At 33.6% G+C, this 25338-nt stretch carries 15 protein-coding genes and 2 tRNA genes; 11 read left to right on the plus strand and 6 right to left on the minus strand.

Translation table 11 applies throughout. The annotated features are described in order from the left end of the window. Nucleotides 1-2: 2 nt before the first annotated feature. Both ACZ0AH_RS07230 and ACZ0AH_RS07235 read left to right on the plus strand, forming a co-directional pair. Entirely contained in the window at nt 3-1991 is a 1989-nt protein-coding gene (locus ACZ0AH_RS07230) for an AAA family ATPase (RefSeq protein WP_463475142.1), read from the plus strand. Further along, a complete protein-coding gene (locus ACZ0AH_RS07235; RefSeq protein ID WP_463475143.1) occupies nt 1988-3046 on the plus strand; it encodes a nucleotidyltransferase domain-containing protein in 1059 nt (352 codons plus the stop codon). Before ACZ0AH_RS07230 ends, ACZ0AH_RS07235 begins: the two co-directional genes overlap by 4 nt. A 59-nt stretch (nt 3047-3105) precedes the next feature. Here ACZ0AH_RS07235 and ACZ0AH_RS07240 read toward each other — a convergent pair whose 3' ends face one another. Beyond that, on the minus strand, nt 3106-3504 hold the full coding sequence (locus ACZ0AH_RS07240; RefSeq protein WP_463475144.1) for a helix-turn-helix domain-containing protein: 399 nt from the start codon (nt 3502-3504) through the stop codon (nt 3106-3108). A gap of 270 nt (nt 3505-3774) precedes the next feature. Here ACZ0AH_RS07240 and ACZ0AH_RS07245 point away from each other — a divergent pair, with 270 nt between their 5' ends. From ACZ0AH_RS07245 to ACZ0AH_RS07255, 3 genes are all read left to right on the plus strand, one after another. Continuing rightward, entirely contained in the window at nt 3775-4209 is a 435-nt protein-coding gene (locus ACZ0AH_RS07245) for a hypothetical protein (protein WP_463475145.1), read from the plus strand. Nucleotides 4210-4387: 178 nt separating this feature from the next. Beyond that, nucleotides 4388-9457: a DUF5724 domain-containing protein gene (locus ACZ0AH_RS07250; protein WP_463475146.1), complete on the plus strand. Its 5070-nt coding sequence runs from the start codon at nt 4388-4390 to the stop codon at nt 9455-9457. A 129-nt stretch (nt 9458-9586) separates the two neighbouring features. After that, a complete protein-coding gene (locus tag ACZ0AH_RS07255; protein WP_463475147.1) occupies nt 9587-9733 on the plus strand; it encodes a hypothetical protein in 147 nt (48 codons plus the stop codon). Between the two features lie 4 nt (nt 9734-9737). Here the strand turns inward: ACZ0AH_RS07255 and ACZ0AH_RS07260 are convergent, their stop codons facing one another. Then, on the minus strand, nt 9738-10613 hold the full coding sequence (locus ACZ0AH_RS07260; protein WP_463475148.1) for a hypothetical protein: 876 nt from the start codon (nt 10611-10613) through the stop codon (nt 9738-9740). Nucleotides 10614-11448: 835 nt separating this feature from the next. Here ACZ0AH_RS07260 and ACZ0AH_RS07265 point away from each other — a divergent pair. From ACZ0AH_RS07265 to ACZ0AH_RS07290, 6 genes are all read left to right on the plus strand, one after another. Further along, a tRNA-Asn gene (locus ACZ0AH_RS07265) sits at nt 11449-11521 on the plus strand. Between the two features lie 149 nt (nt 11522-11670). Further along, a tRNA-Leu gene (locus tag ACZ0AH_RS07270) sits at nt 11671-11744 on the plus strand. A 54-nt stretch (nt 11745-11798) separates the two neighbouring features. Further along, a complete protein-coding gene (locus tag ACZ0AH_RS07275) occupies nt 11799-12584 on the plus strand; it encodes a hypothetical protein (protein WP_463475149.1) in 786 nt (261 codons plus the stop codon). Nucleotides 12585-13386: 802 nt separating this feature from the next. Next, a complete protein-coding gene (locus ACZ0AH_RS07280; protein ID WP_463475150.1) occupies nt 13387-14484 on the plus strand; it encodes a slipin family protein in 1098 nt (365 codons plus the stop codon). Nucleotides 14485-14804: 320 nt separating this feature from the next. After that, complete coding sequence (locus ACZ0AH_RS07285) at nt 14805-15308, plus strand: hypothetical protein (RefSeq protein WP_463475151.1); 504 nt, start codon at nt 14805-14807, stop codon at nt 15306-15308. A 33-nt stretch (nt 15309-15341) separates the two neighbouring features. Next, nucleotides 15342-15887: a 3'-5' exonuclease gene (locus ACZ0AH_RS07290; RefSeq protein ID WP_463475152.1), complete on the plus strand. Its 546-nt coding sequence runs from the start codon at nt 15342-15344 to the stop codon at nt 15885-15887. Nucleotides 15888-15946: 59 nt separating this feature from the next. On the opposite strand, the gene ACZ0AH_RS07295 is transcribed toward ACZ0AH_RS07290, so the two are convergent. The 4 genes from ACZ0AH_RS07295 to purL form a co-directional block, all read right to left on the minus strand. Then, a complete protein-coding gene (locus tag ACZ0AH_RS07295; protein WP_463475153.1) occupies nt 15947-17725 on the minus strand; it encodes an AMP-dependent synthetase/ligase in 1779 nt (592 codons plus the stop codon). A gap of 181 nt (nt 17726-17906) precedes the next feature. Next, nucleotides 17907-18323 carry a hypothetical protein gene (locus ACZ0AH_RS07300; RefSeq protein WP_463475154.1) on the minus strand — a complete coding sequence of 139 codons (417 nt, stop codon included), beginning with the start codon at nt 18321-18323 and terminating at the stop codon, nt 17907-17909. 138 nt (nt 18324-18461) lie between these two features. Beyond that, nucleotides 18462-20867 carry a TonB-dependent receptor domain-containing protein gene (locus ACZ0AH_RS07305; protein WP_463475155.1) on the minus strand — a complete coding sequence of 802 codons (2406 nt, stop codon included), beginning with the start codon at nt 20865-20867 and terminating at the stop codon, nt 18462-18464. A 612-nt stretch (nt 20868-21479) separates the two neighbouring features. Continuing rightward, complete coding sequence (gene purL / locus ACZ0AH_RS07310) at nt 21480-25151, minus strand: phosphoribosylformylglycinamidine synthase (protein WP_463475156.1); 3672 nt, start codon at nt 25149-25151, stop codon at nt 21480-21482. Between the last annotated feature and the right edge of the window lie 187 nt (nt 25152-25338).

Genomic DNA, 25338 nt, shown 5'->3' on the forward strand with positions numbered 1-25338 from the left:
CTATGAGAAAAGGTTACGATTTAATTTTTCCACTAAGTGATAAATTCAATGATTATTTTTTAAATGAAGAAATGGAGCCATTGACTTTTCTTCCAAATTTCAGTGACATAAATATTATTGTGGGAGCTAATAATAGTGGTAAAAGTAGATTCATTAGAAGTTTAATGAGTTATGGAAAATTTAATGCAGTAAATGATTTAAATGCTCTTAGAATTCATGAAAATAAATACAATAACACCATTATTGAAGTAAACAAAACAATTGATACTTTAATTAATTCATTAGAACACAGAGCTCGTACTACAATTTATGCTAGTGGAGGAACTCCGGATCGAGATAAAGCAGAAATACTGAAGAAAAATGTATTAGATATGCTCGAAGAAGATGCGCTTAAGGATTTTTTATTAATTATAAATCAAAATAAAAAAAAACTTGAGAATATTCATTTCTTAGGAATAACAAATTTATATTTAAGTTCTTTTAGAGAGATTGATGAATCATTTTTAAAAGTTTATAATGTAAAACGATGTTTTATTCCAACTTTAAGAACTGCTCATTCGTTATTTAATTTTAAAATTGATAAACACGCTAAAATTGAGGAAGATATTTATTTAGATACTCTTGATTACTACTACGATTTAAAAGGAAAAAATCTTGAGGTTTTTACAGGGATTCATCTATATAAAGAAATTTTAAATACAAGAAATTCTAGAAGAGAAATAAGGAATAAGTTTGATCAATTTGAAGACTTCATTCGTTTAAACTTTTTTAATGGAAAAAAGATTGATATTGTTGCTGAGTTTGACAAAGATGAAAGTCTTAAAGGGAATAATAATTTAGAAATAATTAGTGTTCATATAGAAGGAGAAAAAGAAACACGATCATTATATGAATTGGGAGATGGAATTCAGGCATTAATAATTTTAATGTATAAGATTTTTATGGCGGAAGATAATTCATTTATGTTTATCGATGAGCCAGAATTGAATCTTCATCCAGGAATGCAACGATTATTTCTAGAACAGATAACTAATAATGAAGATTTAAAAAAGAAAAATTTATCATACATAATTACCACTCATTCAAATCATTTTTTGGATTTGACAATTGAAAAAGATAATGTTTCTATTTATTCATTTTCTCTTAGAAACAATGAATTAAACGATCAACAATTTACTATAAAAAATGTAAATGGAGGAGATAATTCATTGCTAAAAGAATTAGGTGTAAATAATTCTTCAGTTTTCATGGCAAATTGTAGCATTTGGGTAGAAGGAATATCTGATCGTAATTATATAAAAGCATTTTTAAAATCATATTGTGATTCAATTGAAAAATCTTATCCGAAAGAAGATATAGATTTTGCATTTTTTGAATATGCAGGATCAAATATTGACCATTATATTTTTGATGAGAAAGTAGAAAAAGAAGACATAGAAATAGTTTTAAAAGATATCAAAGCCTTAGCAATTAGTAATAGAATATTTCTTTTAGCAGATTCTGATGCGTCTAAACAAAGTAGTAAAAAAGGTATAAGATTAAAGGAACTCGAAGATGTAAAAACAGAGAATTTTATTCCCAGAATTATATGGAACATAAGAGAGATTGAGAACCTTTTAACTAATGATATTTGGAAAGAAATTCTAATAGATTTTTGTAATAAAACATTAGTAAAATCACATGAAATTGAAATTTTATCTAAAATAGAAGAAGCATTATCCGAAATTGATTATTCAAAATTTTCGAAAAAGTATATCGGTGAATTTCTTGAAGAAATAAGAAATAAAATGAATAAGATTTCATCAAGTTTTATACTTAATCAATCTGCTTATGAAGTTAAGTCAGATGGCTCTTTTGGAACCATAATTAATAAAAGAGAATTAAGTGAGTTAGTTTTTAATAAAAAATTTTCATGGGAAGTTTTATCTAAAAATAAAGAAATTGAAACTCTAACCATTGAAATTTATAATTTCATCATACAAAAACAATGACCATCCAAAACCTTAAATCCCAAAACCTAATTCTTTTCGAAGTTATTTCGGGAAGTAAATCTTTTGGGTTAAATACGCCAACTTCGGATACTGATATAAAAGGCGTTTATTATCTGCCAAAAGAAAAGTTCTTTGGATTGGATTATATTCCGCAAATAAGTAATGAATCCAATGATGAGGTTTATTACGAAATTGGTCGTTTTATAGAATTGTTGCTTAAAAATAATCCTAATATTCTGGAGGTTTTGGCTTCGCCGGAAGATTGTATTTTGTACAAACATCCGTTAATGGAGTATTTGAAACTGGAAGATTTTCTATCTAAACTCTGCAAAGATTCTTTTGCCGGTTATGCCGTAACGCAAATCAAAAAGGCAAGAGGTTTAAACAAAAAAATTGTAAACCCAATGCCAAAGGAAAAGAAAAGCCTTTTGGATTTTTGTTATGTTTTAAAAGGTTATGAAACCATTGCTACAAACAGTTTCTTAGCAGAAAATAATTTGAATCAGGAACAATGCGGTTTGGTGAATTTGCCAAATTCAAAAGGAATGTTTGCGTTGTTTTATGATGAGGATAGAACTTTAGGTTATAAAGGAATTATTCAAAAAGAAAGCTCCAATGAAGTTTCACTTTCATCAATTCCTAAAAACGAAAAGTTAATTGGTTATTTGTCTTGCAACCAAGACGGCTATTCTAAATATTGCAAAGAATACACAGAATATTGGAGTTGGATTGATAAACGAAACGAAGATCGGTACAATACGAATCAGCAGCATGGAAAAAATTACGACAGCAAAAACATGATGCACACGATCAGACTTTTGCAAACAGCAGAACAAATTTTGTCAACCGGAAAATTAAATATTCGAGTTACAAACCGCGAAGAATTATTATATATAAAAGCAGGAAATAAAGAATACGATGATTTGCTCGAAATGGCAGATAATTTAATTGCTTCAATCGAAAATCATTACGAAACTTCAACTTTACCTGAAAAACCAGATGAAGAAAAAGTAATTCAAACTTTAATCAAAATTAGAGAAGAGTTGTATCAATAAAAAAATGCGCAAATAACTTTGCGCATTTTATATATAAAAAATTCTCTTCTCAAGAATTATTATTTCCCTTTCAACAACTTCTCTAAATACTCAACCTTTTCTCTTTCAGCCAAAACCAAACGTTCATAAAGCTCAACAACTTTATCAAGAGGATTGAAAGTACATTGATTATTAGTGTTATTTAAATAACCATTATTAGCACTATTATCATAGAAATTATTAAAGAAATTAAAAACAGATTCTTCCGAAAAGTTTTCAATAGCTTCTACAGTAACTCCCAGAACTTTTGCAATTTCTACAAGTCTTTTAGTGTCAACTTCCTCGCTTCCTTCAATTCCTGAAACTGTTTGTTGACTTATTCCAATAGCTTCTGCAAGCGCTTCCTGTTTCATACCACGAAGCTCTCTCATTCGGCTAATATTTCTGCCAATGTGTTTTGGTTTTATTGCTGTGCTCATAATTCAAAGGTATTTAAAATTTTTCAAAAAAATAGTGATCCGTAAAAAACACGATTTGTTTGATAAAATACTATTCCGTTGTTTTTTAGGCGGAGTAAATATATGCTTTTTCTTACTTAAAATAGAATGTTACTTTTTTTCAAAACAAATCAAGAACTATCTTTATCATAAAGTTCTTAAAATAATTTTTTAACAATTAAATAAGCGATCTCAGTATAATCTTATTTTTTAATTTATTATTTTACAGAATCAAATAAATACCACTAAAAAATGAATATAAGTATATCCGTCAAGCAGTTAGGAAAAAAGCATCCCATACTTCAGGAAAAAATAATCAGTTTAGATACTTCTGCTTCCCGAATTTCGGTTCGTACTTTTTTAGAATTAATAGTAAAACATCAGATAGCCCTTTTTGATTCTTCTTCATTTGAGTGGGAAGATCAGGACACGATTCATCTTCCAAAAGAAAATTACCTTCCCATTTTAACCGATACCGGAAAAGTAGGTTTTGGAGCCGTATACAATCACAATAAAGTAAATGTTGCCGTCGCACAGGAAAACGCCATCGTCGCTTTTCAAGACGGTTTGTATGCCCTTTTCTACGGCGATGACCAACTCGAATCTCTAACCGAAGAAATCGATTTGTCTCAAAATAAATCTATCACTTTTATAAGACTGACGTTTTTGGCCGGGAGTTACTGGTAAGTCAATTAAAATTTGGAATTAAAAATTAATGTCAATTTCAATTTCAAAATTCAATTTCAATTGCAATGTCAATATCAATTTCAATTTTAATATCAAAAATCAATTTTATAAAGTAGAGAATAATCTAAAATCTACATTCTAAAATCTACAATATAAAACGCTCTAAAATCTAAGATATATGATAGAAGAACATCTGAAAAGTAAAATAATAGAAAATCCAATTAAGAGATTTAAAAAGGAACTGGAGGAAATTGTGAACAGCAATCTGGTTTCGAAATTATTATTAAAAACAAAGATTAAAAAAGAAGTGGCTGAGTTTGGTGTGGAACTTTTAAAACTCAAAGACAATTATTATAGTACCTATATTTCTCTGGGGTCAAAAGAATGTACTGTATTCGAAAAATGGGTAAACGGAGAAATGTGGGAAGATAAAAATTACTACGATCTTTTGGTTTACTTTTTTGGCGAAGAAAATGCGGTTTACGTAAAAGAAGCCTGGAACAGACTGCCTCAAAAAATGTATCAAAGCGGTTATACGAGACGTTCTTTCAGGGCTCCAAATAATAAAAAATATTTACTTGTCAATCAGGTCAATTTTCTGCGTTCGCTCTTAAACGGTCCGCAGCTTTACAGTTATCAGGACAGTAATACGTTTCATTATGATTTGAGTATCGAAGATCAAATTCGTTTTGATACCGAGATTCAAAATTCGAATAATCAGTTTATGATCTGGTCGGCGGCGATAGATTTGAACAAAGAAAATCTGTTTCCCCTTTTTGAAGATATTATTTTCAACAAAGACCCAAGAGGAAAAGTATCGCGAAACATTATCAAAGCACTTTTAAACAGTGAGAAAAAAGTAAGCTGGGAACTGGTAGAAAAACTATTGCTGGCCGCACAGCGTCAGGAAGGTTTACGCCAGACCGTTCTGGAAGCTTTGGACGAAACGAGTATTGGCGCTTTGCACTATATGATAAACGTGATTATTGAGCATAAATTAACCCGTTTTTCATCAGTTGTGCGCGGTATCGATACCTGGACCGGTCTGGGGTGGGAATCAGAAAAAGAAACTACAGTTCGCAATATCATCAATCTGGCGTCGGGTTATTTTGCAAATCCGGAAACGATAGCGAGTGGTATTCAAAGCAAAAATAATAACGAAGTCTATATGGCGCTTTGGGTTCAGGGCGTTTTTGATATCGAAAAAACTGTTCCGTACCTACATGAATTATTAGAAAAAGGTTCGATCGAAAAGAAATCCCTGGCCTTGAAATTCGCCGGAGAAACAAACGATCCGTATATCGAAATGCCGTTGTATTTTAAAGCGCTCGATGATGAAAATCTACAGGTTTTGGCATTTGCACTTCCGAGATTAAATGCTTTGCTTGAGGCCAATGCCAAATCGAGATATTATACTGAAAATGAAGATTATCCTAATTTCTTCCATAAAGTCTACAATCTATCACAGACGATAACCGAAAAAGAAAAAACCTTTGAAGGAAAGGTGTTTTCGTGGCTAAATGCCAAGTTCGAAAGAGATGCATTGTATTCGGCAACGATAAATTTAATTGGGGATAACAGCGAAAGATTAGAAATTATCCTGAATCATTTTGAAGGTTTTGCGCTAAATTTAAGAGAAAAACTTACGAGAGAAATTTTGGGCGAATACTATTGTTATTCTTTTTACAGCCTAAAAAACGATGGTAAAAAAGAGAAAAAAGAACCAACAGATTTTCAGCGAAATTTTGCGCTTCGCATCTTAAAAGACAGGGGAGAATCTTTGGTGTCTTCTGCAATCAATACTTTAAATGATTTGATTTTAACTGAGGAGGAACTGGCTATTTTTCAGGATTTGTACAAGCGTAAAAATGCTACTTTAAAGAAAAACCTAACTGCCATTTTACTCAAACAGGAAGATCAAAAAATAACTTCGTTTGTAGAAAATACGTTAGAAAAAGGCGATTTAGAACAGCGTATGTCGGTTTTGGATTTAATGCTTCAATTGCAGAAAAATGCCAAACTAACCGATAAGGTAAATGACTGGGTTGCGGTTTATTCGGCCCGACCGAAAATTACCGAAAAAGAAACCAAATTTATTGAGCAGCTGGAGCCTTCACAAAAGAAAAATATTCTAAGCGCAGAAAACGGATTTGGTTTTTATACCCCAAATGAAGTTTCGCCTTATGCGCTGCCACAAGTTCAGGAAAATTCGCTGTATGCTAAATCGGTTAAAGAGCACCAATACGGTTTTTCAAAATCGATGTCTCATATACAAGCTGAGATTTCTAAATTGTATAAATTATATGAGGAAAATAGAAATTACGAATACGAAATTGAAAACTACGACAACAGCAAATCGACTGTTTTACTGGCCAATAGTTTTAGGCCTGTAAAAAACCTTAAAGACGACAAAAATCCTGAAATCGCTGCCACAAATTATCCTTTGTATGAAGTTTGGTCGGGCTGGTTTGAAAATTCAGGTTTAGCCGAAAGAGATTTGTTTTTAATAACGCTGATAAGCAATTGCGACCGAAAAATTTGGCGTGACTTTCTGGAAAAGTATGTATTTTATTTTAAAGAATTACTGCCGCACCAAAACAAAAGAGGTTACGATTGGGATAATGCTATTTTGCAGATTTTAAATGCTTTACAGCTTAAATATGCGTTTCAGGAAAAAGCTGATTTCCTGATTGACGCCTGCAGTACTTTGTATGCAGCTCTTCCGGAATCTGTTTTAGAGTTTGAATACAAGCCTTCAAAAGATGAATATTACTATAACTCAGATAATGGAAACGGCTGGCAGAATCAGGGCTTTTTTGATATTTATCTGAACAAAATCAATTTACTGGATTTAACCAAAGAACAAAATGCCAAAGTCTGGAATTTACACCGATGGAGACAGCAAAACGGATTAGAAAGAAATATTGCTTTGACCAAACCACCAATTCACTTGTATTGCGTTGCTTTTGAGCAAAATTTAATTACCGAAGGAGAATTGTATGAAGGTATTTTAGAAAGTGACAGGATTTCTGTTATAACGGGCGAAACCAAAAATTACAGACATTTTGGAAGCGAAGAATTAACCAAAAGATTTCCGTTTTTGGTTCCTATGATTGATAAAATCCGCGAAACATTTTTGGATATAGAAGTAAAAAGAGGCGACTCAAATACTTCGGTTACACATTTAGTGCAAAGTTTCCAGAAGATATTCGGCATCAATCGTTTGGTCGAAATGCTTACAGCACTTGGCAAAGCAAGTTTGTACAAAGGCTATATTTATTCGTGGAGTTATACTGAATTAACGAAGCAAAAATTGTTTAGTTATTTATTAAAAAGATGTTATTCGCTGGATACTGACACGCAGGAAATTTTTAACGATGCGATTAAAAAAGCCAAAATCTCTGAAGAAAGATTGATTCAGGCTGCTATTTATGCACCGCAATGGCAAAAGTTTATCAGTAATTATTTGAACTGGAAAGGTCTTGACGAAGGAATATGGTGGTTTCATGCGCACACAAAAACAGCAACTTACAGCGCCGTAAATTCGGAACTGGAAAGTGAAATGGCGAAATTTTCATCTATAGATTTGCAGGATTTTAAAGACGGAGCGGTGGATAAAAACTGGTTCGTATCGGCTTACAAACAATTAGGAAAAGCCAAATGGGAAATGCTGTATGAAGCTGCAAAATATGTAACCGACGGAAACGGACACCGCCGTGCCAGATTATATGCCGACACGATTACCGGTGATTTGAAAATCAGGGAAGTAACTGCCAAAGTAAAAGACAAACGCGATCAGGATTATCTGCGCGTATACGGATTAGTGCCTTTGAGTAAAACAGGTCCTGAAAAAGATATTTTGGCGCGCTATGAATATTTACAGCAGTTTAAAAAAGAAAGCAAAGAATTTGGTTCGATGAAACAGGCGAGCGAAGCTTTAGCCATTCGTGTGGCGTTAGAAAACTTAGCCAGAAATGCAGGTTATCCGGATCCCGTTCGTTTGACGTGGGCGATGGAAACAAAACAGATTCAGAACATTTTATCAAAAGAAACCGAAGTTAAACTGGATGATGTAACCATTAGTCTGGTGATCAATAAAGAAGGAAAAGCTGATTTGGTGACTTTTAAAGAAGATAAAGAATTAAAAGCGATTCCGGCAAAATATAAAAAAGACAAAGCGATTCTGGAATTAACGAATTACAGAAAAACCATGCGCGAACAATGGACGCGTTCGAGAAAAGGTCTGGAAGAAAGTATGATTCGCGGCGATGAATTTTTGTATGCCGAAATGCAAAATCTTTTTGAACATCCAATTATTTCAAAACATCTTGAAAAATTGGTTTTCATCTCCAACGATGATAAAATTGGTTTTTTTATTGAAGGAAATCTGGTAACTGCTTTAGGTGAAGTAATTTCACTAAACGAAAAACAGACTTTTAGAATTGCACATTGTTACGATTTGCATAAAAACAGTGTTTGGACAGATTACCAAAGCTATTGTTTTGATAACAAATTACAGCAGCCTTTTAAACAGGTTTTCAGAGAATTATATGTTCCAACTCCGGATGAATTAAAAGAAAAATCAATTTCAAGAAGATACGCCGGACATCAGGTACAGCCCAACCAAACTTTGGCTTTATTAAAAACCAGAGGCTGGAAAGTAGATTATGAAGAAGGATTACAGAAAGTTTTTCATAAAGAAGGCTATCAGGTAAAAATGTATGCGATGGCAGACTGGTTTTCGCCCGCAGATGTCGAAAGCCCAACATTAGAAACTATTGAATTTCATTCGTTAAAAGATTATAAAAACATTGCCTTTGAAGATTTAAATCCGAGGATTTTTTCTGAAGTAATGCGAGACATTGATTTGGTGGTAAGCGTTGCTCACGTTGGCGGTGTTGATCCTGAAGCGAGTCATTCTTCTATCGAAATGAGAGCCGTTCTGTTAAGAGAAACATTGCGATTGTTCAAAATCAATAATGTAGAGATCAAACAAAATTATGCCATTGTAAAAGGAAAAATGGGCGAGTACAGCATTCATTTAGGAAGTGCGGTCGTACATCAGCTTCCGGGGAAATATTTATCTGTTTTGCCAATTCACTCACAGCACAGAGGCCGTTTGTTCCTTCCATTTGCAGATGATGATCCAAAATCGGCAGAGGTAATGTCCAAAGTTTTATTGTTTGCAAAAGATGATGAAATCCAGGATCCAACGATTTTAAGTCAGATTGATAAGGTTTTTGTATAAAAACATGATTTAAATTCTATAAAAAAAAACGGCTGTCGATTAAGATAGCCGTTTTTTCTTACTTTAATTATATAGTGAATAAATAGTAACTGTAAATCTTTATGTTTGCATTTATAAAGTTCATGAAAAATGAACTACAAAATATCATTTCAGGAAAGAGCCAAGTTAGGCATGGAAATTCTATCCAAACAATCTCCGGTTACCTTAGAAAAAGCTAGAGCAGAGGCAGAACGTTTAAGTGAAGCAAGCAAATCAAAAGTGAAGAAACAGCGTTAAATGATTAATATTTAATCACATTTTCAACAGGTTTTGGCCCGCTTACATCAGTTTCTTTAGTTTTTACAAACTTCAAATAAATAAAATACTCCACAAACGGAATAATCAGAAACAATAAGAAAAACAACAATTCATGTTTCAGGATTTCTTTAAAAAAATATCCTAATACAGATTCTAATTTACGTCCCATTTCAGATTGAATGGAAAGTTCAATTCGTTGAGGTTCGATTTGATCTAACTTTTGCAACAGCGATTTGAAAGTAGCGTAATCAATATTTTTTACGTTTTTCATGTCGGCTTTATTGTCAACCACTTTCATAAAACCATATACGCAGGCACTATACACTTCCGATTCATATTTTTGAAGCAAATACGAAGTCGACGAATTCTTAAAGTTATCGACAGCAGCAAATCCGCTATTTTTCTGTTTGATATAAATCGCCAATGCTTCGGTCAAAGATTTACTTACATCTTCAGAAGAATGAGATAAAGTTTGAAGTGTATGCAAAAAATCTTTTTTCTCTTTTTCGGATGAAAATGTCGTGCCAATCGTTTTCGCATAAATATTGGCAGTTATGTTTTTGTTTTCTGACTTCAAAACAGAATGTGCGCCATAAAAAAGCCCAATTACAGCTGAGAAATACAGAAAAACGATCATAAAATACGGAATCCAGAGTTTGGCAAACCAATTGTAATATTTCTGGTCACGGAAGAAAATATTTTTTCGGTACAGAAATACATTAAAAACAATTCCGAGAATAAATCCCAGGACAATAAATAAAACGATCCAGAATATAAACCAACCCATATTAGGTAAGATAAATTGTTTTGAAAATTCCCAAATTTCTGACCAATTAATACTGTCGATATATTCTTTCATGTGTAGATTTAAGTGCCATAAAAATAATCAAAACTTTGATTTAAACTAAATCCAATGCAAGTTTTCTTTAACTAAATTTTAACAAATGGGTTTTGAATTAAAAAAATAAGCTACATTTGCCCTCAAAATAAAAATAAAAACATGTACATGCACCTGTCAGCAATAAAAAATAGCGAACGTTTAGTGGGATTTTTTCCAACTAACGGTTCAGGATGTAATATGTATTTTATGGAATAGAAGTGTAAATTGTAGTTTCAACTCAACATAAAAATATAAAAGCGTCCTAATTGGGGCGCTTTTTTGTTTTAATGCGCACTTCGACTTCGCTCAGTGTGACAAAAGAGAAGCTTAAAATGATAATAATTAACCTTTAAATAAAAATAATTAAAAAAATAATTGACAAAATGTTTAATGATTAAACCAAATATTGAAATATAATCTTGAAAAGTAATCTGATGAGAGACAGTCATTTGATCCAAAAGGAAATCGGCACAAGTAGGCGGACAGGACTTTTATGCTTTTTATTTGAATATAACTATTTGATTATCAGTAAAATAATTTTAAAAATAATTTGGATAATTGATTTTTTCGACATTATCTTTGCCCCAGAAAATTTCGATAGAGAATTTCAAACAACAACGATTTCAAAATATAATACAATATATAAAATGGCTTTTAATAAAAACATAAACAACGAACAACTGCTAAACCCGAGTTCAGATCTTGGACGTTTAACAATACAGGTGCATGAACGCAGGCAATAGGATAGTTATATCGTATTAAATCTCATGAAGCACCTTTAACCGGGTGCTTTTTTTTATGCCCAAAAATAAATGATTTCGTATCTCAATTGGCAGAGCGATTGACTGTTAATCAATAGGTTGAAGGTTCGATTCCTTCCTAAATCGCTCGTTCTCTAGAAGGAACTGGCTCGTATGAGCCGCTTGTTTTTATGCCACGAAGGCGCGAAGGCACAAATATTTTTTTATAGGAAAGTCGCAAAGAAAAAAATAAAACTTAGTGTCTTTGTGCCTTCGTGGCAAGACAAGTAAAACAGGCAGGAATGGCGCAATTGGTAGACGCGGCTGACTTAGAATCAGTATTTTGAGAGTTCGAGTCTCTCTTCCTGTACAAATTAGAATTCGATTTAAACAAAAATGAAGTTTAATTATAAAAATGAAGATTATGAAACAAGATTACAACCGAATTGCTCTTGTAGGAATAGAACAAGAAGAATATGACATTATAAAAGCAAATTATTCAGGACATATTATCTGGCATCAATCTATTCCGAAAATCGTTGTGAAAGATGAGGTTCTTTATATGGAAAAATCAAACGGAATAGGAATGTTGCCCGTAGACAAAGTCGTTTATTACGGAATTTATGACAATGATTTTGATTTTATTTCCGGCTTAGCGATCTGGCGAGGAGCTTGTTATCCTAATGCTGCTGCGATGCTTGACTGCCGATTTAAAATTCCGTGTCTGGTAAAAGCTTTATCGCTTTCAAGATTTAGTGCTCCCCGCGGATTTATAAGTGCAGGTGCTTCTGTAAATGTTACCGAAGATAGTGTTGCAAAATGGGGAAACTGGCATTGTGGAGAAAACAAACATCGTTTTACAGGTGAATGGGAAAGTGAATTTACAGCAACTACAGAACCTTATTATGAAGGCGAAGCAGTTCGTATTATGATGATTGGCGATGTTTATTGGCAAATCAAGCTTGAAGGTGATTCATGGTTAAAGTCGATTCACCCTGATGATGCCGGTTTTATGGAAGTTGATCCTGAGTTACTTGCAGATACTTTACATATTAAAAACACTCTGCAAATGGATATGATCGGGAATGATTATATCGTTGCAAAAGATGGAACTAAATATCTGTTAGAAGTCAATCATATTCCTAACATTACGCGATTTGAAGAAGTTCGACAAGTCTATTTATCGACAGTAATAGAATGGATAAATTAAAATATTATGCTGCGCAAAATCACTGCGCAGTATGATTTGAATATTTGCTCAGGAAATAAAACAAGTTCTTTTATAAACTGAATTTCATCAAAGGAAACTTTGATTTACAATATCAAACAAGTCCTGTTGCGTGTTTCTGTATAGCACCATTGTAGGGAACTTTCCGCAAAAGCGTATTATGTTTTTCTATGCAACTTGATTTGGAGGTTTTGGAAAGTTAGCCAAAAAACTATCCACCAATCTATGTGTCATGGGTTCGACTCCCATTCGCAGCAATGCGATAGCTCAGTTCGGTTAGAGCAATAGAAATTCTGCAGGTTCGAATCCTGCATCGATTTTTTGGATCGATTGGATGAATGGTAAGTCAACAGACTGAAAATCTGTACTTGAGAGACCATCACTCTTAAAAAGATGACCAGGAAAAAACTGATATGTCTTTGTCAGTGAAAGAAGGGTTTGAAAATCCAAAATTTCACACTCATGATAAAACCAGTGCGAACAGAAATGTATTTTGAAATACTCTTTTTCTTTTCGGTTTGATTGTTTGAGTGCTTTTTTTAGAATTTAGAAGCACTTTTTCAAAATAGAACTATAAACAATTAGAGTAAACAAACCACAAACTATTCGTCCGTTTTTCTCAGAGGAGAAAGGCAAGGAGGTTTTTTTATTTAGAAAGAGAGAATATAGAATATAGAATAGAGAGGATAGAGTAAAGAGAATAATAGACTTTAGAATATAGGTTTTTCAACGGTTTCATTACTTGAAACCTGAAACAAAGAAAAACCTGAAACAAAAATAAATTATGATAAAAAGAATTAATATCGAAGCGTACCAAGTGGGCTTGGTCTTCGAAAACGGAAAATTAGTTAAAGTATTACAAGAAGGTTTACACTGGATTTTGGGTAACAAAAATGTGATCTTATATAACATGACTGCAGCATTTAATGCGCCATTTGAGTTGAATATTTTATTGGAAAATGAAGTATTGGCCTCAATGTTAGAAATTGTTGAAGTAGCCGATAACGAGATTGTTTTGCAATTTGTAAACGGGAATTTCAAAGGAACTTTAACTTCGGGAAGATATGCTTTCTGGAAAGGAATTGTAAAAAATGAATTCACAAAAGTGGATCTTTCTAAAATTGAAATCACAGAGAATATTCCAACAAACTTATTGGAACACAACAATTTGAAATACTATGTAAGAAAGTACATTGTGTCAAGCAACGATAAAGCCTTGTTGTTTGTGAACGGAACTTTCGTAAAAGAATTAAAATCCGGAACACATTATTTTTGGAACAACTCCATTACGATCGAAGTTAAAACGGCTGATGCAAGACAACAACAAGTAGAGATTTCTGGTCAGGAATTGTTGACCAAAGATAAAGCAGGATTAAGAATCAATTTCTTTGTGAGATACCAAATTGTTGATATTATGAAAGCTGTGGTTGATAACAAAGATTTTGAAAAACAATTGTATGTAGCGATGCAATTAGCTTTAAGAGCTTTTGTTGGCGGATTGACTCTAGATGAATTATTGGTAAAAAAAGATTCCATTGCCGAAGCTATTTTAGCCGAAGTAACAGCCAAAATCAGTGATTTGGGTTTGGCTATTTCTGATGCCGGAATTCGTGACGTAATCTTACCAGGTGATATGAAAGAAATCATGAATCAGGTTTTGGTTGCCGAGAAAAAAGCGCAAGCCAACAGCATTATGCGAAGAGAAGAAACCGCTGCAACAAGAAGTTTATTGAACACAGCAAAGCTGATGGAAGAAAACGAAATGTTGTGGAAATTGAAAGAGATGGAATACGTGGAGAAAATCGCCGATAAAATTGGAGAAATCACAATTTCAGGAAGCGGAAACGTCATCAGTCAATTAAAGGAAATCTTTGTAAAATAAAAACCATTAGCAGTAAATGTTGAAGGGTTTAATTAAAAAATAAAATTTAAATATGAATCAAGAAATATTATTTATGTCTGATCAGGATTTTGGTCAGACCAATATAATGCAGTTTAATGAGCATCTGTTTGTCACAATTAAAAAAATGGATTTGGAACTCGTTAAACAACGGAATCAAAAGGTAAATTCTGGAAATAAGGTTATCATTTAGTTGATATTTCTCTTAAAAGTGAAAGTGCTTAAAAGCTTTGCAGATAAGGGATTCCCAGAATTCCCGAGTTTTCCTAAGATTCCAATGGATTCCCAAAAGAAAATATATCATGCGTAGTAACACATTAAAAGAATATAAAAAAGCGATCAGAAATAAATATGAGATAGAGAGAGAACGAGAATATTTTGACTATTTGTACAGTCCTTCTCGTGGAAAACTAAGAGATTTTTGTTGGCTTATCTTCGAGGATAACCCAACTCAGGATGACTTAAAAGTTTTTAGAAATTTGTTTTCTATAGATTTTGATCATACAAAAAAGAAAAAGTTCAAGGAACAAAAAGACAAGTTCAGACCTATTGAAACTTTTTTTAAAGGTGAAACAGATCCATCGAATATTGATGCGATCAATATGGCAGCAATTCTGGTTGATTTTGAGCCGCGTCCTTTTAAAAAGTTTAACGAAATGTGCAGGCTTGAAGAGGCTAAACAAATTGGAACTATCGATAAACCTAAGAAAGCTAAGAAAGAAAAAGAAGTCATAGATATTTTAAAATGGCGGAAACGTTACAAATCTATCGGAAGAAATCTTCGTGAGATAATGGCTCTTTTTTAGAAAGAGAATTATAAAATATTTAAAAAGTAAAAAATGAAAACAACAGATAAAATTATTATTATCGATTTAGAAGCCACATGTTGGCAAAATGCTGTCCCGCAAGGTCAGGAAAATGAAATTATAGAAATCGGATTAGCGGTTTTGGATTCGGAAACTGGTGAGATTACTCAAAATCAGGGAATATTGATAAAACCACAGCGATCGAGCGTAAGTTCGTTTTGTACAGAACTCACAACGATTACCCAGGATTTACTGGCTAAAAACGGAATACCTTTTGAAGAAGCAATCGAGAAATTAGCTGCCGAATACAATCCTGATTTATATACCTGGGCAAGTTACGGTCAGTATGATCTTAATATGCTTAAAAAGCAATGTAAATCATTCGGAATTCGGTATCCAATGGGCGACGAACATATTAATATTAAAACCTGGTTTGGAGAAAAGTTTGGTCTGGTAAAACCAACCGGAATGAACGGAGCTTTGCATTTGCTGGATATTCCGCTGGAAGGAACACATCACCGCGGAATTGATGATGCAAAAAATATTGCCAAAATTTTAAATTGGTGTTTGCGCAATTAAAAAAGGCTGTCCTTAGAGAACAGCCTTTTTCGTTTTTTGGTTATATTATTTTGATTTATTTAATTCTGACCATATATTTTAACATAAAGATCTTTATAGATTTCTTTAATAATCTTACGTTTCAATTTTAAAGTTGGAGTCAATTGTCCGCCATCGATAGACCAAACATCCGGAGTTAATTCAAAACGTTTGATTTGTTCCCAGTGTCCAAATTTTTTATTGATTTCCTCAATTTCACTGTCGATACGTTTTTTAACTTCTTCGTTTTCAACGATTTCTTTGTTTGAGCTTCCTAAAGTGATTTTATGAATTTTTGCCCATTCTTTTACAAATTCAAAATTGGGCTGAATAAAAGCCGCTGGCATTTTTTCTCCTTCACCAATAACCATGATTTGCTCAATAAAACGAGATTGTTTCATGGCGTTTTCAATAAGCTGAGGTGCAATATATTTTCCGCCTGAAGTTTTGAACATTTCTTTTTTACGATCGGTAATTTTCAGGAAACCTTCGCTGTCAATTTCGCCAATATCTCCCGTGTGGAAATATCCGTCCTGCAAAGCTTCGGCAGTTTTTTCAGGATCTTTAAAATAACCCAACATTACGTTTGGTCCTTTGCAAAGAATTTCTCCGTCCTGCGCAATTTTTATTTCAACGTTGCGAATTATTTTTCCAACAGTTCCAATCTTGAAGCCTTTGTTTCTCTGATCGTTAACGGCAATTACCGGAGATGTTTCAGATAAACCGTAACCTTCCATAACCGGAATTTCGGCAGCAGCAAAAACTCTCGTTAAACGTGGTTGAAGTGCCGCACTTCCTGAAACCATTAATTCTAAATTTCCTCCCAAACCTTCTTTCCATTTGCTGAAAATAAGTTTTCTGGCAATTTTTAACTGAAACTCATACCAAAAGCCATTGGCTCCGTATGGTTCGTATTTTAAACCTAAATCAATAGCCCAGAAAAATAGTTTTTTCTTGATGCCGGTTAATTCAGTTCCTTTAGCATAAATTTTATCGTAAACTTTTTCTAAAAGTCTCGGAACAGCCGTAATAACAGTTGGTTGAACTTCTTTTAAGTTATCACTAATCTTATCAATCGATTCGCCAAAATAAACCGAAACACCATAATATTGATAGATATACAAAATCATTCTTTCAAAAATATGGCAAATAGGCAAGAAGCTTAAAGCCGTACTTTTTCCCGGATGAAACGGAATTCTTGGTGCGCTGTCCAAAACATTCGACACAATATTTTTGTGCGATAACATAACGCCTTTAGGTTTTCCAGTAGTTCCAGAAGTATAAATTATAGTAGCGAGATCATCCGTGTGAATGCTGTCTTTTCTGGCTTCAACTTCATTCTGATTGCTTTCGTCTTCACCAAGCGTCAATAAATCAGTCCAGTGTTTACAGCCGGCAATTTCGTTAAACGAATAAACCTCTTTTAAAGTTGGTACATTCGCTTTTATAGCGTTTACTTTTTGAAGTACTTCATCATCAGATACAAAGCAATAAATACTTCCGCTATGGTTTAATATATATTCGTAATCTTCTTCGGCAATTGTTGGATAAATAGGCACATTTTGTGCACCGGTTTGCAAAATACCAATATCCATGATATTCCACTCCGTACGATTATTTGATGTGATTAATGCAATCTTATCATCTTTCTGAACGCCCAGACGTAATAATGCTCTCGAAACAGCATTTGCTTTTGCAATATATTCCTGGCTAGATGTTTTTTCCCAGATTCCATTTTTTTTAGTTGCTAAGGCAACCGGAAGGTTATAAGTTTCTTGTTGATAATAGGGAAAATCAAAAAGACGTGTGATTGAAACCATGTTTAATATATTGAATTTTACCGCAAATTAAATAAAAAATAGGTATGATTTTTAATTTTATCGAATTTTATGGGAAAAATTATAGGTACTGGCGAAAATCAACGAAAACGTTTTCTTTTTTGTAGTAATTTTTCGAAAAACTAAGAAATTATTTAAAAGATGCTTGTTTTTTCAAGATCATTTAATCTTCATATTCTTTTATTCTTTCGCCCATAATAAACATTTTTTTCTTGTTGAAATGGATCGAAAGCTGCACAAAAATCCAGTCATCTTCAGTATCTGGTTTGTACCAAAGTGTATAAGTTGCGCTGTTGAAACCTTCCTTAAAAACAGGAATTCCTTCTTCCGTACATTCAAGTCCCCAGGTTATATTTTTTTTGGTTAAATCTTCAGATTGAAAAATTCCGGTTCCGTTTGCGTTTAATTGTACAATTGGTTCGCCTTTTCCTTCAAAAAGGTAAACTCCCAAAATAGGATAACCAATAGTTGTAGTGATAAAATGATCGTGAATTTTATAGGTAATTCGGTCAACTTTAACTTGTGAATGTGCCAGGGCAACAAAAAATAAGGCAAAAAGAACTGCTTTTAAAGGTTTCATTCTATGTAGGTTTAATTGTTTTTGGGACTGCTGTAAAAAAAAAATCAGTGGCAGAATTTTTTTTGCGAATATACTTCAAATTTCAATAGAAAATTGAATCCAAATTACAAGAATGAGTTTTTTTATTTACATCGAAAATTACTCAGTAGAAAACTGGTTTTCTAATAATTTTTCTTTAAAATCAGATTTAAAAGTATAAGCAAACGTAAGCATCAAAGCCCGGGTATCTGATTTGTTCGTTCTATTATTGTTAAATAATAAAGTATTGTTTTTGTAACCGCTTTCGAGTGTGTTAAACATATCGGTGACAACCAAACCTAAACGCGCATTTCCTTTTCCGAGTTTTTGCTGAAAACCCATGTCAACATTATAAATCTGAATTCTTTTTCCTTGCGGAGTTGCCAGCGCCGAATTATAATTTCCGATAATCTGAAGTTTTCCGCCTTTCCAGGGAACAAAATTATTGATGATTTTTCCGTACCAGCTAAAAGCATTGCTCACAATATCTTCTCCCAGATTTGATGCGTTTATATTTTGCTGAAAAACCGTAACGCTGATATTTGCATCATAAAAACCAATTGGTTTCAGGCTAAAAACTGTTTCCAAACCATAAGTAATCGTACTCCCAATATTTTTTGGCATCAATAAAACAACTCCATTGTCTTGAAGTTCTGAGTATTGCCTTATCGTATTTGTTGCATTTCTGTAGAAAGCATTAGTCGAAAAAGAGTATTGATCCCAATCTTTGTTGTAACTCATTTCGGCAATATGGATAATTTCGGGTTTCAAATACGGATTTCCACTATGCGGATTCAAAGCATCGGTAATATCCATAAACGGATTCAAATCATCTAAATCCGGACGGTTAATACGTTTGCTATATCCAATTTTTACAGATTCATCCGGTTTTAAATTCAATTGTAAAGATGCCGATGGAAAAAGTTTTAAATAATCATTATTAAAGCGATCACTATTATTTTGTGTTGCTCCATTGTTAGAAACATTTTCTGCGCGCAATCCTAAATTGTATTTCCATTTCGGATTTTCAGCATCACCTATAAAAGAATTCAGCAAACCGTAAAAAGCATTTATTTGTTCATTATATCTAAAAGAATTACTAGATAATGGATTTACAATATATTCGCCATTTGTCATATCGGCGCTTTCAAAATCAGAATTAAAAAATCGAAACGTTCCTTTATAACCCGTTTCTACAATAGATTTTTCCGACACCGGAAAAGCATAATTTACAATTGCATTCGATATATTCTCGTGCTCATAATTATGTGTTCTTTGTAAAAAAACAGTACCAATTTGTTCCTGATATTGATCGTAATTATACGTATCAATATCGGTGTTTTCTTTATGTTTATTGAAAGAAGAAGTAATGCTTGCGTTTAGGCTTTTTCGATCATCAGAAAATTTCCGATCGTAATTAAAAGCCAATTCGCCCACTTTTGAACGTTCTAATTCTAAAGAATGCCTCGTATTATCAGAGTAAAACTGATTTGTATTTGTATTTACCTGCGTATATAAAGTTTCGTCATTATCCTGAGTTTCCAGATTTCCTAAAGCTTCAAGCGAAAAACTATTTTTATCATTTGGAGAAAAATCAATATTCAGTTTCAAATTCTGCAAACCTTCGGTACGTTCATCATTTCTCTTTTGATTAATAAAATGTTCATCATCAATAAAATAGTTCGTTCGTTCAGCATTTATTTTCTTGGTTCTGCCGGCAAAACGATTGTCATATCCCAAGCCAAAATTCCATTTTTCAGTTTTATGATTTAAAAGGACAGAACTATTTAGCCTTCCTTTTGCACCAAAACCAGTTCCTAAAACCACAGCGCCATTCGTATCGCTTTGATTATTTTTTTTAAGTTTGATATTTATAATACCACTTTCGGCATTCGCATCATATTTCGCCGTTGGATTACTGATAACCTCAATACTTTCGATGCTGCTCGCCGCAATTTGATCCATATTGTTAATCGCGGAATTTTTTCCGTTAATTAAAATCATAGGCGATTTACCTCTCAAAGTAATTCCGCCTTCAGCATCAACAGCAACAGTCGGGATACTTTTTAGCATATCTGTAGCCGTTCCTCCGGATTGCGAAATATTAGAAACGGCATTAAAAATAAAACCTTCGTCTGTTTTCTGAATTTGTTTTTTTGCCGAGTTTACAACAACGGTATTCAATAAATTGGTATCATTTTGCAAAATAATAGTTCCGATAGAAATTAAAGAACCATCAAATTTTACTTTTTGAATATTAGTTTTAAATCCAATTAATCTGAATTGCAAAAGATAATCGCCAGAAGATACATTCTCTAAAGAAAAATTTCCCAAAGCATCTGTCACTGTATAATTAGCCACTTTTGTAGAATCGGCTGCATTTTTTAAAATAACATCCACAAATTCTACAGGAAGTTTTCCGTCAGAAATGTTTCCTTTTATAGAAGAAATTTTTTGGCCAAAAGAAAATTGACTTATTATAAATAAGATAAAAATAAGTAACAGGTTTTGCTTGCAATTTTTCATAAGGCAAAGATATTTATCCCAATAAATACGCTTGCTTAAACTGTCTTAAGATACTATTAAATTAATCTTAGATAGTATTAAAGATGTTTTTTGATGAATCTACTGCAGCAAAAAAAGGGTGTTTTTCCCCTATTGAAAACAGGAAATACCCCTATAAAATTCAATTCTGGATAGAATACTTTTGTTTGGTTAGGATGCGTAAGCAGTATTTAAATAAAATAAAAACGTTTCTTTTTTAGTAATATGGACTGGTGTGGAACCGGATTCCAAAGTTGTTGGACATGTTTTTGGAAAAAACCGCCTTCATTATGTGATAGCTTTTGCCACAGCTTGTAGAAATAAAAATGCCTCGACTTAGGGATAGCGTCGGGGCATTTTTTTATTGTAAAAACTCAGAATTTTAATTGTTGGGTTTTCCTGCAAGGTTTTTCAAAACCTTGTAGGTATTTGATATAAAGAATATACTTGACGCACCTACAAGGTTTCGAAAACCTTGCAGGAGTTTACTAAAATAAAAAATCTGTGCAAATCGGTTTAACCCGTAAAATCCGTGAGCTATTTAAACAAAAAAACGCCCGATAAATTCGAGCGCTTTTGGTAAAAATATATTTTTTAGTTTTTCTCAATCCATTTTCTGGCGTTGATAAAAGCTTCGTGCCAAGGTGTAAACTCGTCATTTCTGTCTTTTGGATAATGCGCCCAGTTCCATTGAAAAGTCGAACGCTCAATATGAGGCATCGTAACCAAATGTCTTCCGGTTTTGTCGCACATCATCGCTACATCGTAATGCGAACCATTTGGGTTTGCAGGATATCCTTCATAAGCGTATTTCGAAACAATGTTGTAGTTTTCTTCACCCATTGGTAAATTGAATTTTCCTTCACCGTGCGAAACCCAAACTCCCAAAGTAGTTCCGGCCAATGTCGATAACATAACCGAATTATTTTCCTGAATTTTTACAGAAGTAAAAATACTTTCGTGTTTTTGACTGTCATTATGAAGCATTTTTCCGTGAACTTCATGCTCCGGATTAATAACTTCCAATTCCATAAACAATTGGCAACCGTTACAGATTCCAACCGATAAAGTATCTTCTCTTTTAAAGAAATTATCCAAAGCCGTTTTTGCTTTTTCGTTGTATAAGAAAGCTCCGGCCCAGCCTTTTGCAGAACCTAAAACATCTGAGTTAGAGAATCCTCCAACAGCACCAATAAACTGAATGTCTTCAAGCGTTTCACGACCCGAAATTAAATCGGTCATATGAACGTCTTTTACATCAAAACCTGCCAAATACATTGCATTTGCCATTTCGCGCTCAGAATTACTTCCTTTTTCACGAATAATAGCCGCTTTTGGACGAGGTTTTGAAGCATCGATTTCTGGTTTTTTTCCTGTAAAGTGTGCCGGAAAAGTATATTCTAAAACCTGATTTTTATAGTTTTCAAAACGTGCTTTTGCTGTTCCGTTTTTAGATTGTTTTTGATCTAATAAATAAGAAGTTTCAAACCAAACATCTCTGTATGTAGGAATGTCTAAAGTCCAAAGTCCAAGGTCTAAAGTCTCCGTAGTCGTCGCTTTTCCTAATTTGAAGAACTCTATATTATTAGCTTTTAATTTAGCTTCAACAGCTGCATCTTCTTTTGCCTGAAATACAATTCCGATGTTTTCAGCAAAAAGGATTTTCAATAAATCTTTTTCTTCAAAAGCAGAGAAATCAATTTTTGCTCCAAGATTTACATCAGCAAAACACAATTCTAATAAAGTAGTAATCAATCCACCGCTTCCGATATCGTGACCTGCTAAAATTTGGTTTTCACCGATTAATTCCTGAATCGTATTAAAAGCATTTTTAAAGAATGAAGCGTCTTTTATAGTAGAAGTTTCGTTTCCGATTGTGTTTCTGATTTGTGCAAAAGAAGAACCTCCTAATTTGAAATCATCCTGAGACAAATTGATATAATAAATAGAATCTCCATTTTTCTGTAAAACAGGTTCAACTACTTTTCTAATATCTGTACAGTTTCCTCCGGCAGAAATAATAACCGTTCCCGGGGCAATTACTTCGTCGTTTGGATATTTTTGTTTCATCGAAAGTGAATCTTTTCCTGTCGGAATATTGATTCCCAATTCTATTGCAAAATCTGAACAGCCTTCAACCGCAGCATATAAACGAGCGTCTTCACCTTCGTTTTTACAAGCCCACATCCAGTTGGCAGAAAGTGAAATTCCTTTCAAACCATCTTTAATTGGTGCCCAAATAATGTTTGATAATGATTCTGCGATGGCATTTCTGCTACCTGCAACCGGATCAATCAAAGCTGCAATAGGAGCGTGTCCAATAGAAGTTGCGATTCCTTCTTTACCTAAATAATCCAGCGCCATAACGCCAACATTATTCAAAGGCAATTGCAAAGGTCCTGCATTTTGTTGTTTGGCTACTTTTCCACCAACACAACGGTCTACTTTATTGGTTAACCAGTCTTTTGAGGCAACCGCTTCAAGACGTAAAACATCTTGTAAATATTTCTCGAAATCTGCCTTGTCATAAGAAACATCAGCATATTTTCTATCGATCGTTTTATCGGTCATAACCGTTTTTGGAGAACTTCCGAAGAAATCTTCCAAAGCATAATCCATCGGTTTTGAACCATTTGATTTGGATTCGAAAGTAAAACGGTGATCTCCCGTTACATCTCCAACCTGATACATTGGCGAACGCTCTCTGTCGGCGATTCTTTGCAAAATATCAATATCTTTTTGACCAATAACCAATCCCATTCTTTCCTGAGATTCGTTACCAATAATTTCTTTTGCAGAAAGCGTAGGATCCCCAACAGGCAATTTATCCAAATCGATTAATCCCCCAGTTTCTTCCACTAGTTCCGAAAGACAGTTTAAGTGTCCTCCAGCTCCGTGATCGTGAATAGAAACAATTGGATTGTGATCGCTTTCTACCAAACCACGAATCGCGTTTGCAGCACGTTTTTGCATTTCCGGATTCGAACGCTGAATCGCATTTAATTCAATTCCTGAACCAAAAGCTCCGGTATCTGCAGATGAAACCGCAGCTCCACCCATTCCGATTCTATAATTTTCTCCACCAAGAATTACGATTTTATCGCCTTCTTGTGGTTTCTTTTTGATTGCCTGATCTAATTTTCCGTAACCAATTCCGCCCGCTTGCATGATTACTTTATCGTAACCAATTTTGCGGTCGTTTTCTGAATGTTCGAAAGTTAAAACTGAACCTGTAATTAACGGCTGACCGAATTTATTTCCGAAATCAGAAGCTCCGTTTGAAGCTTTGATCAAAATGTCCATTGGAGTTTGGTACAGCCATTTTCTTTCTTCCATTGCGTTTTCCCATGTCCTGTCATCCTGAGCGGAGTCGAAGGATTTCAAACGAGAGTATGAAGTCATATAAACTGCAGTTCCTGCTAATGGCAATGAACCTTGTCCGCCTGCTAAACGGTCACGAATTTCTCCTCCAGAACCTGTTGCAGCTCCGTTGAAAGGCTCAACCGTTGTTGGAAAATTGTGTGTTTCTGCTTTTAAAGATAAAACCGAATCAAATTCTTTTATCTCGTAATAATCTGGTTTGTCAGCAGTTTTTGGTGCAAACTGCTGCACTTTTGGTCCTTTTACAAAAGCAACGTTGTCTTTGTAAGCCGACACGATATCGTTAGGATTTTCCTGTGATGTTTTTTTGATTAATTTGAAAAGAGAAGTTTCTTTTTCTTCGCCGTCAATAACAAAAGTTCCGTTGAAAATTTTGTGACGACAATGTTCTGAATTCGCTTGCGAGAAAGCAAAAATCTCAGAATCAGTTAATTTTCTTCCTAATTTTACAGCAAGATTATCTAAGTAATCTACTTCTTCCTGGCTTAAAGCCAAACCTTCTACTTTATTGTATGTTGCAATATCATCGATTTCCAAAATTGGTTCTGGCTGAACGTTGATCGTGAAAATCTCCTGATCTAATTGATTGAATTTTTGTGAAAGCATCGGATCAAAATCAATGAAATCTTCCGTTGCCGGGTGAAATTCTTCAATTCTGATAATGCCCGGAATACCCATATTCTGAGTAATTTCTACAGCATTTGTACTCCATGGTGTGATCATTGTGGCACGTGGACCAACAAAAAAATCCGACAGTGCGGATTTCTCGATCTTATTGGAGTTGGCAAAAAGCCAGTTTAGTTTTGAAATGTCTTGAGCCGAAATTTCGTTTTGCGTTTGTACGGCAAAAACAGTTTTGCTTTGGTTTTCAAAGAAATGGATCATTGTGATGTGTAGTTTGTTGTATTGAAGTGCAAATTTAGTGTAAATAAATAGTAAGCGCAAATTTGAAAACAAACTCTTTTAAACTTTTTGCCACCAAGGCGTGAAGGCGCAAAGTTTTTTTGTTTCACGCAGATTTGGCAGATTAATTTACTTGAATTGTCTTTAAATCTGCGTGATTTTTTTATTC

It is taken from the genome of Flavobacterium sp. AC105, from assembly GCF_979258495.1.